General features: G+C 61.0%; 8 protein-coding genes. 2 read left to right on the top strand and 6 right to left on the bottom strand.

All coding sequences use genetic code 11. The features are described from left to right. Positions 1–102: 102 nt before the first annotated feature. The 5 genes from VEK15_30020 to VEK15_30000 all read right to left on the bottom strand — a co-directional run bounded on the left by VEK15_30020 (position 103) and on the right by VEK15_30000 (position 5,898). The gene (locus tag VEK15_30020) at positions 103–1,521 is read right to left on the bottom strand and encodes a hypothetical protein (protein HXV64973.1); all 1,419 of its coding nucleotides are present in this window, start codon (positions 1,519–1,521) and stop codon (positions 103–105) included. 125 nt (positions 1,522–1,646) lie between these two features. After that, positions 1,647–2,990, bottom strand: coding sequence for a peptidoglycan recognition family protein (locus tag VEK15_30015; GenBank protein ID HXV64972.1), 1,344 nt, complete (start codon positions 2,988–2,990; stop codon positions 1,647–1,649). A gap of 21 nt (positions 2,991–3,011) precedes the next feature. Next, positions 3,012–4,022, bottom strand: coding sequence for a hypothetical protein (locus tag VEK15_30010; protein ID HXV64971.1), 1,011 nt, complete (start codon positions 4,020–4,022; stop codon positions 3,012–3,014). A 31-nt stretch (positions 4,023–4,053) separates the two neighbouring features. Then, complete coding sequence (locus VEK15_30005; protein ID HXV64970.1) at positions 4,054–5,100, bottom strand: hypothetical protein; 1,047 nt, start codon at positions 5,098–5,100, stop codon at positions 4,054–4,056. A gap of 201 nt (positions 5,101–5,301) precedes the next feature. Beyond that, positions 5,302–5,898, bottom strand: coding sequence for a molybdenum cofactor guanylyltransferase (locus tag VEK15_30000; GenBank protein HXV64969.1), 597 nt, complete (start codon positions 5,896–5,898; stop codon positions 5,302–5,304). A 100-nt stretch (positions 5,899–5,998) separates the two neighbouring features. On the opposite strand from VEK15_30000, the gene VEK15_29995 reads away from it, so the two are divergent. Then, the gene (locus VEK15_29995; protein ID HXV64968.1) at positions 5,999–6,589 is read left to right on the top strand and encodes a hypothetical protein; all 591 of its coding nucleotides are present in this window, start codon (positions 5,999–6,001) and stop codon (positions 6,587–6,589) included. A 150-nt stretch (positions 6,590–6,739) separates the two neighbouring features. Next, positions 6,740–7,966 carry a hypothetical protein gene (locus VEK15_29990; protein ID HXV64967.1) on the top strand — a complete coding sequence of 409 codons (1,227 nt, stop codon included), beginning with the start codon at positions 6,740–6,742 and terminating at the stop codon, positions 7,964–7,966. 9 nt (positions 7,967–7,975) lie between these two features. On the opposite strand, the gene VEK15_29985 is transcribed toward VEK15_29990, so the two are convergent. Continuing rightward, on the bottom strand, positions 7,976–9,652 hold the full coding sequence (locus VEK15_29985; protein ID HXV64966.1) for a tetratricopeptide repeat protein: 1,677 nt from the start codon (positions 9,650–9,652) through the stop codon (positions 7,976–7,978). Positions 9,653–9,811 lie beyond the last annotated feature (159 nt).

The following is a 9,811-nucleotide window of genomic DNA, read 5'->3' as shown; positions in this document are numbered from 1 at the left end:
CCGCTGGCGCGGGAAGCCTCGGTGCGCGGGAGCTTGCCCAAGCCCCGTGCGGAACCTGCGGAGACCCCCGTGGGCCGGGCGCCTGCTCTAGGGATTAGACACTTACTTCGTCGATGGAGCCGTGTCGCAAAATTCGACGAGGCTTTCTTTTGTGGGATAACCTTCGACCCAGCGCTCGCCCACGAGTGCCAGACATTGCGGTCTCGTTAGACTCGTAAACACCCAGGGCGCTTCGTGAGGTGCCAGCGGTACAGCTTCGGGAGTGCAGGCCGACTCCCAAAGTTTTCCCAGCGCCCTCGCCAGCGCGGTTCGGCCGGCATCGGCGAAGACGCTGGTTGCGCGGAGCTCGGCAACGGGGTCGACGACCTTGAAATAGAAACGCTTGTTGTCCTGGCTCGTTTTCGGCTCGGCGTTGAAGACGTAGAATAGCTTTCCGTCGGGAAGAAACGCGGGAAAGTAGCTGCCCACTCCTTCCCGCGTCGATGTGGTTACCCTCGCGACTCGAGAATAACCGTCGATGTTACCGCGAGAATCCTCGGTGAGCTCCACGATGACGACGTCGGTCACCGTCGGCGGATCGAGTCCGCCGTTGATGAATGGAGTGAGGTAGCCACCCTTGCTGATGTGGAAGGTCAACATCGAGTTATCGAAGCTGAAATCGGCTTTCCCCGCGGCGAAACCGAAATCGACCAGCTCTTCACAACCTGTCGTGGCCTCCTCGGGATCGATGGCGGCGATGGAAAAAATCTTCAAGGAAGACCCGGGGGAAAATTCCATCTTTTGGCTGGAGCTGGTGTAGGAGACGACGTATCGCCCATCTTTAGAAAGAAACGGCGTATTCAAGTCGTTGGTGATCTCGGGACAGAGCCGCATCGACCCGCTCGGATGAACGGCGAGCGCGCCGCTCATCGAGTCCTCGACGAACTCGTAGTCGACGATTCGGAACTGAGCCTCGTCCCTCGTTCCCGAGAACATGAGGCGATAGACGGTTCGGGTGGAGCTTCCCGCGGTCTCGGTACGGACGACTGCGGTCGACTGGTAGTAGACCTTTCGCAGATCCGGGTGTTTGTGAATGAACACTGGCGGAAGCTCGTGGGCGTCGATACCTTTGTCGAGGTGATCGAGCAGGCGCGCGACATCGTAGAAACGGATATATCCGTCGGGAGTGTAATGGGAAGGCACGGTCATGAAGCGGCCGTCGGGTGTTGCTACCGCGTCGGAGCGGTCGGGAATCCGGATCTTCCTTCCCGTCGAGAGGTTGTAGAGGTAGTTTCGATCATGGCTGGCGAAGGCGATGATCCACTCGCCTCGGTCGTTCCACACCGGCCGAGCAAACCAGTTGACGTCGTCCACTGGCTCCTCGTCGGGACCGGGTCGTACGATCTCTATCTTTCTCCCTTCGGCGGCCACGGCGCAATAATCCGAACCGCTGTTTTCCGTCGATCCGGCGTGCAAGGACGCCCCAAGCCAACCAAACGAGGAGCTCGAGGCGAGAAGGAGAGAAATTACGATGGAGCGCATCGTGTGAATTCTACGGAGACACCAGTTGGGAGGGCAAACGGATCACTGGTCCCTCGCAGAGTGAACGGTCGGCGTCTCCCTCGGAGCCGAGACCTGGGCAATCCGAGCTTGGGTCGATGCGGTTCTCAATAGCTGGCGCCACCGGAGACGACCGGTGAGTCCCCTCGGGAATTGGCGGTGGCGAGTTTCCCCCGGTACTCGGTCTGGAGTCGGCTCCTCAGCTCTGTGAGTTTCAATCCTTCGGTCTCGGCCCGTTCGACGAGCTCCTGCTCGGCTCGCGTCAGCCCCGGCCAGAGCTTGCCGCCGAGTCGCGCGACGAGCTCCGCGTCGTAACGGAATCCGAACGCGGTGACGCTGGGAGGCGCCACGTCGTACTTGTCGGACAGACCCAATGCGGCAAAGGGGAAATTCCGTGCCCAGTCGGCGTGGTAGCCGATGAGGCCTTTGACGGGGTTGACCGAGACCAGGCCGTGGGGAACGCAATTCAGATCCGAGATCCCGTATCGGAGGCGGAGAAGGTCGGTGAGGTTGGAGGCCGCCTGGATCTGCGCCGTCGTTACAACGTCCCCGCCAGCGGACCAAGCGCTTTCGAATGCCACCCCGATGAAGCTGTCGTTCAGATTCAGATAGAAATTCTGGTCATCCGCCCAAATGGAAATCCCGGCATGCACCGAGGCGCTTTCGTCGGACACGATGCGGTAGACCTGCCCGAAACGGTCGATCACGTAGTGGTAGATCTGGCGCCGGCTCAGCCAACCGAGCAAATCGGTCGTGGTCTTGAGGATGTCGACCTTGAACTCCTTGGAGAAGGGCGCCATGTCGCTTTCGCTCGCGTGATACACGATTCCCACCGGAGCGGGTCCCGCGAGAACCGGGGGCGAGCCATCCCGGGGAAAAGCGAAGAAACGTCTTGGCTCACCCCGGGTCTCGAAAGTAGTCGAGATTCGGAGTCCGTTGCTCCAGAGCTCTTGGTCTCCCTCCCGGGAGGCGAGCCAAATGTCGTCGGGTATCGAACCGATGCGCCCGGCTGCCGGGGCCGTTGCCGGTGCGACCGTGAACTGAGGGGAAGGGAACACTCGCTCGGCCAGCCACTCCGCACCCTCGCGGCCCCTCAGGTAGCCATAACTGCCGATCTGAAAGGCACCATAGCCCATCAGTACCACGATGAGGACCAGAGCGGGGTGGCGAAGGCGATAGAAAGCCCACAACACCGGTGTGGGAAAGGCGACGTGGCCCTTTCGCGAGCCGAACACCAGGTCCCCCATCGATTCCAGCGCACCGTAGTAGAACACCGTCGTTCTGAGCGCGGGAAATCTTTGGAACAGAGTCGGGGCCTCTCCGAAGGAGCGGAGCGTTCGTTGGATGAACCACAGTTTGTCGACGGGATCGACGATTCGAGAGGAGAGGCGATCGAGCCTCCTCCGAAACGGCCCATGCTCGAGCGCCGCGAACGCGCGGGGCTTCGACATCGGCCTCGCGAGCTCCCCTGATCAGTTGTCGTAGACCGCGGCGATGAAGGCGCCTCGCGCGGTCGCCTGCGTCGGGTTCGCCGACAGTCGCACTTCGGATATCGATACGGGACAATTCGCAGAGGTCAGGTATCGCTCGAAGCGTTCCCGAAAACCCCTGGGCTGGGCCGTGCCGCCGGCGAGCACGACGGGTACTGCTTTGTCGATCTTGTGGGCTTCGTTCGACGTCTTCGCCACGGCTGCGTTGAGCGTCTCCACCAGGCTCTGGATGACGTCGTCGTAATAGATGTGCAGCGCCTCCTCGACCTTGTCCTTCGGAGGGCGACTGAGATCGAGCGATTGTTCCTTGATTAGCTTGACGCGGGTGGCGGACTCCCCGGTTACCGAGCCCACGCTCCGGTCGATGTAATCGCCCGCCTTCGAGATCGAAAACGACGCGACCGGTACGGAGAGGTACGCGAGGCAGGCGTTGCACATACCGCCTCCGGCGGAAATACCGATGCCGGTGAACTGCTCTTTCTCCAGCTCGGAGAAAACGACCGCGAGACCTTCGTTGATGGCCTTGGCCTCGTAGCCAAGCTCGGTCAAGAACGCCCCCAACAGCTTCTCGTGGTAAACGAGATCCGCCGGCGTGTCCGCTGGAGCACCCGGCACGGAGTAGCGGACGATCTCGGCTCCGAGTTTGGGCTTCTTCAGCAGCCCGCCAATCATGACCTTGATGAGCTCGAGCGCCGAGGGCTCGTCGGGATTGATCAAGCCACGGCTCATCGGCCTCCGGGTCACGGCGTTGAAGAGACCGGCGAATTTTTCGGCGCTGTTTCCGTAGACGAAGAAATGGCCGTTGTCCTGGTGGTAGCGGACCTTGTTCTGCAGAAGGACGTTCTCGGTGATGCGAGAGTAGGGGAGAGGAAGAAAAGCGTTGGTCTCCGTCGATGCTTTCAATTGGTTGCCGTTCTGGCGGATCGCCAGGATTTTGCTGGTTCCGATGTCGAGGCCGACGCGACCTTCACCGCCTTTGGCGAGGGTGTCCATGATTTCCTCCTTGATCCTTCCGCTAACGGATTCAGTTCTCGTACATTGCCGCCAGCAGTGCGCCCCGGGCAGTGGCCGTCAGAGGCTCCCTAGCCAGCCGCACTTCGGCGATTTGAATGGGAAGCTTCTGGGCCTCCAGAGTCTTGGCGAAGCGTCCACCGAAGCCCTCGGGAAGCGCCGAACCTCCTCCGAGGACTATCGGTAACGGTTTGTCGAGCTTCGGCATTCGATCGGTGCTCGAGAACGCCTCGGAAATGCCCTCGACGACGGTGGCGACGAGATCGTCGTAGTAAATGTGGAGCGCGCCCGCGATCTTGGTGCGCGGTTTGTGGCCCAGGTTGAGGCCTTCTTCCTTGATGGTCCTCACCCGGGTGGCTGTCTCACCCGTCACCTCACCGACGGCTTCGTCCACGTCGTCACCCCCTTTTTCCACGGCAAAGCTGAAGACCGGGACGGAAAGATAGGAGAGGCAGACATTGGTGAGCCCGCCGCCGAAACTGATGCCCATTCCCGAAAAGTTCTCCTTCTCGAGCTCGGAGAACACCACCGCGAGCCCCTCGTTGATCGAACGGGCCTCGAAGCCCATGTTCTCGAGCATCTGCTTCATGAGAGCCTCGTGGTAGACCAGACTCGTGGGTGCGCCTTTCGTCGTGCCGGGAACGCTGAAGCAAACGAGCTCTCCTTTGGGTTTGCGGTCGCCGATCAGCTTCTTGACGATAGTTTCCAAGAGCTTCTGCGCGTAGGGCTCGCCCGCGTTCACCAGGCCGTGACGCATCGGGCGCCTGGTTTCGGCATTGAACATGTTGGCGAAGCGCGAGGCACCGTTCCCGAAGATGACCAGATTGCCGTCCTCCCGGACGAAGTCGATCTCGTTCTGGCGAAGTATCTGCTCGGTGAATCGAGAGCGGGGAAGCTCGATGAAAGCGTTGAGCTCCGAAGACGCTCTTATTCCCTTGCCGTTTCTGGTGGCGGTGACGATGGTGCTAGTGCCCAGATCCAGCCCAATCGGATTGGGGCCGCTCTTACCGGAGGCCCCGGCGCGTTTGGGAACGGATGCTCTTGGTTTTCCGACGGGCACCTATGTCGATCCTCTCCGGCGATCGCCTGTACCGGACACCGGTCGGGGCAGTAGGGAGAGAAGTTTCCTCCCGGGCCCGGGCCCGGCGACAAGACGTCAGCTTCTAGGGAGTTACAGATTTCCATTGAAAAATAGCACCATCGGCCGAGCGCTGTCAACTTCCAGAGCACGAGTCGTGGTCAGCTGCTAGTGCTCAGAGACTCAGGGTGTTTCGCGGGCGACGATCGCCAGGGCCGCTTCGTAGTCCGAGGGGTCGTTCATGTTGAAAAGACAGAGATCCTCGGGATCGATCGCGCGCAGCTCGCGCTGTCTCACCCAGCGCACCGCAATCGACTCGACGAAGGATTGGGCGGAAAGCTCCCCACGATCCAGCCGGGCCTCGAGCGCTCGCAAGCACGTCGTCCGATACAAGGCGCAAACCGGCACCGGCCCGTCGCGAGTCAAGGGAACGACCCCTTCGACGTCGGAAGACGCGCGTTTCGCGATGGCGGTCAAGAACGGTGTGGTGACGAACGGCAAATCGCAGGCTACGACGAGAACGTTCGACCGATGGGCGGTACTCAATGCACTGTGGATTCCCGACAGGGGGCCGAGACCCGGCCTGAGGTCGGGCTGATGCTCGAGCCCTGCGGTCGCGCCGGAACCAGAGCCACCCACCACGCGCAGTCGACAGGTGAGTGGAGCCAGAGTCTCCTTCAGCCGCTCGAGAACCGGACGGCCCCCGAGAATCAAAGTCGATTTGTCTCGCCCCATGCGACGGCTCTCCCCGCCCACGAGGATCGCGCCTTCGATTTCCATGACGCCTTTGGTATACTGCTCCCCGCATCTGGAATTGTATGTCAACACTGCGCCGATGGACGGAGAGTTGTGTCCGGTCCTCGGAACGTTTCCAGGCGTCATGACGAGCCCTCAAGATATCCAGGTCGAGAGGCTCTTCGTCACCAGCCTCCATCGGGCGATCGAGGAGCTAGCGCCCGAGGAGATGGACGTCTTCAGCCGGTGGTTCGACCCATCGACGAGACGGACCCGTTTTCACGTGGCTACCATCATCGGGGCCGTCGGCTACCTCAGGCGCAACCCTGCACTCTACGAGAAGGTCATCGAAGCCGCGGGTAAGACCGCTTCCGAAAGAGCTTACGCGGATCTCTCTCCGATCGAGCGACGGCTCCTCGAAGCACTCCCTCGGTTCGGGCGGGAGCGACTCGTCAAGTATTTGCTCCATTCCGGGTTGAGGAGCATTCACAAGGATGCCCAGCTATCGGTGGGTAAGGACGGAGACAAGCTCATTCTGACGGTGACGAACTCGATCTTCTGCTGTACTCCAGCAGACAATTCGGGACATCGTTGCCAGTTCTACGCGGTGCTCTTCGAAGGACTGCTCGGAAAGACCGATCTTCGCTGCTACTCGGTGAAAGAAGCGAGTTGCCGCGGCCAAGGTGCCGACGCCTGTCGGTTCGAGGCCCTCCTGAAGGAGCCCCAGGCGGCCTGACTTTCGTCTCCCGCCACGGCACTGAGCGCTCCAGAGCGAGCTTCTCTTTCGGGTGTCGTCCATCGTCTTTCGAGCCCGTAGCGCGCCCCATCCGGGTTGGAGATTGCCGGTCTCGGAGCTATCCTGTTTTCATACGAGAGGTTCCCGGTAATGAGAGGAAGAAAGAGCGTTTTCGCCATGCTCACCCTGTTGGCCTTCAGCGCCACCGTCTCCGCCCAGATCGACGAAGCGGAAATGGCGACGGCCCTCGAGCGAGTGGGTGAGCTTCTGGGACTCCCGCCGGTGGCCCCCGACGAGCTCAAGAGGGAAGTGGCGGCCCTCGGTCAGCTGGCCTTCCGGAGCGAAGTCCCAATCAACTTCATGTCGCGGGATCAGCTGACGCAATACATCCGGGAGCTCTTCGAAGACGAATACCCCGAGGAGTTCGCGGCTCGGGAAGAGAGGATGCTGCGTGGGTTCGGCTTCCTCGAGGCTGGCGAGGATCTCAGGTCCTTGCGAGAGAAAGTGCTGAACGAGAATGTCGCCGGGTTCTACGATGAGCGTCCCGGCGTCAAGAAGCTCTTCGCCATCTCCTCGGGCAACGCGCTCAACGTCATGAATCAGCTCATCCTGTCACACGAGCTTCGCCACGCGATTCAGGACCAGCACGTCGTGATTCGCGAGAAGCTGGAGGTTGAGAGCGACTACGATGATCGCCGACTCGCGGCCTTGTGTCTGTTCGAAGGGGATGCCTCGATCATGATGCAAGAGTACCTGAGCTCACGGGCAACAAAGAATCGCCCCGAGATGGCGAATCTGTTTCAAATCTTCTCTCAGAGCATGACGGGGCAGGAAGTTGCATCGATGTTCGCCGGGCCCGCCCTTCGCGATGCACCGCCCGTCGTGCAGGAGCAGCTCATCGCTCCCTATTTCGAGGGTCCCAAGCTTGCGAGCATCATTTTCCAAAGAGGCGGATTCGAGGAGCTGAGCCGAATGTTGCACCGGCCTCCCCGTTCGATGGAACAGGTCCTCCACCCCGAAAAGTACCTCGACGACGTTGATGAGCCGGTCGAGGTGGAACTGCCGGAGGCGATGGGGCAGACGCCGGATTTCGAAGGCCGCCTCGGAGAGCTTTTCATCCGAATCCTGCTGCGGGGCAGCGGCTCGGGGAGTCAGGCCGACACGGCTGCGGCCGGGTGGGGAGGCGACTCGTACGCGGTGCTCAGGAACGGTGGGGGCTATCGTTTGGTCTGGCGTACCGTTTGGGACACGACCTCCGACGCGCGGGAGTTCGAAGCAGCGATGCGGGAGTACGCGGTTGCCAGGTTCGGCGAGGAGAGCACGACGTTGCGACGAGATGGCCAGAGCGTGCTCTTCGAGCGACGAGGATTTCAGTAAGCCTCGGATCTAGTCAAAACTCGGGCGAGTTATCTTCTCGACCATCACCTGGCCTTCGCCCTCGAGTCTCAGGTTGATTCCACTCGAGGGATCGGGGAGCATGATCTCGGCCAGGGCTTCGTCCTCGACGATCGTTGGGGTGAGATCTCCCGACCAGGAAATCAGGCTCGAGCTCGCGACGTTGACGGGGTATTCGCGCTGCACCGTCAGCACGAGCGGACTGGTGGCCACGGACAGCGCGACCATCCCCGTGCCCTCGATCATGAGCACGTGAAAACCTGGCTTGCCTCCGGAATCCTTCTCGACCACCGCGTAGCGCGGCGTGAGCGTTTCCTGACAAGCAAGGAGGTGCGAGGGCTCTACGAAGATCTGCTCATTCTCTATTTGAAATACACTGATCTCACGTCGGCGATCGGTCAAGAGGAGCTTCCCCGTACCGCTCACGATGACGAGGGGCGCCACGCGTTCCTCGCGCTGCGGCTTGACCCAGAACGTGAGATTGCCGCTGTAGCTGTAGATCGTGCCCAGCTTGATGAATACCTTTCCCGAGAAGTTGACCTCCATGAGGTTGTACTCGAGGTACCTGAAGAGGTCGTCTTTGCGGCGCCCGCGAGCGTATACGTGAGGCTCGGCGGGGCCGAGGGTCTGCCAGGAAAGCTCGGAGTCGTCCTCGTCCCGAAAACGTTCTCCCGACGAACGGTAGTTTTGCGCGAGCTCCTTTGCGGGGAAACGGGGACCCGTGCGCCCGCTGAATAGAACGTCGCTGGCGCTCGTCGGCGCCTTGTTCCGCGCCATCTCGGCGAGGGACTCGTCTTGAAGGATGGGTTCCGACAGCCGCAGGCGAGTCCCCTCAGTCGAAGGTGGGGGGCGCGACGCATTTTCCGCCCGGGGCTCGGCTCCCGGATCCACGATTACCTCCTGATCATCCGAGACGGTCCATAGATGGGCCACCTGTCCGGCGTCCGGCTTGGTGGTGACGCTATCCCGAGCGGAAGCGGAGGACTGCTGCATGTCCGTCGATCCGGCGGGCGGAGCGAAGCCCTCGCGCAGTGCCGAGAGGAATCTGCGCTTGTCGATGTGATCGACGGTGACACTGTCGAGATCCGGGGCCGTCCTCACCCGATGGTCTTCCACAAGCGACGGCTTGGTGTCATCTCCGTTATAGGGCGGGGCCGCCATGATGAAGTCATTCTGGTCTTCCGTCGGTGGCCGTTCGTGGTCGATCTTCTCCTGGACCCGCTTTACCATGATGTTGGCGCCGGCCTTCCGGTATTGGAAGATGGCGTTGTAGTACTGTTTCTTCTTTTCGTAGACGTTGCCCAGGTAGAAGTGCGTCTTCTGACTGTCGGACTTGAGCTCTAGAGTCTTCAGGAACGTGGCCTCCGCCCGGTCTAGGTCGCCGAGCTTGAAGCAAATCAATCCCAGGTTGAAGTAGAGCGTGGGCGAGTTCGGGTTCAGGTCGATGAGCTTTCGATAGACGGATTCGGCGTCTTTGTACTTCTCCTGCTTGAAGTAGGCGAGCCCGAGGAGATTCAGGACCGAGTCGTCCTGCGGTCGCAGACGTCTGGCCTCCTCGAGCTCCTCCGCCGCGTCCGCAAAATTGCGGGAGTCGAAATGTTCACGGCCGCGATTGAGGTGGACGAGGAACAGGCCCTGATCGAAAGGTGTCGAGAATTGATTGGCCATGGACTGAACTCAACTACTGTCTGGCGCTCCCTGGGGCGAGTGCCGCCCCCCGAAGCCTCTTCAATAGTTTACCGAAACTGGCGCCGTTTTGTCGTATCCGGATTCAGGGGTCTAGGACTTCGTATGGATGACTGGTCGGGGGGGTTCGACTGATGCGAA

The organism is Vicinamibacteria bacterium (genome assembly GCA_035620555.1).
In the GTDB taxonomy this organism is placed as follows: Bacteria; Acidobacteriota; Vicinamibacteria; order Marinacidobacterales; family SMYC01; genus DASPGQ01.
This window is presented reverse-complemented; position numbering and strand designations above follow the sequence as displayed.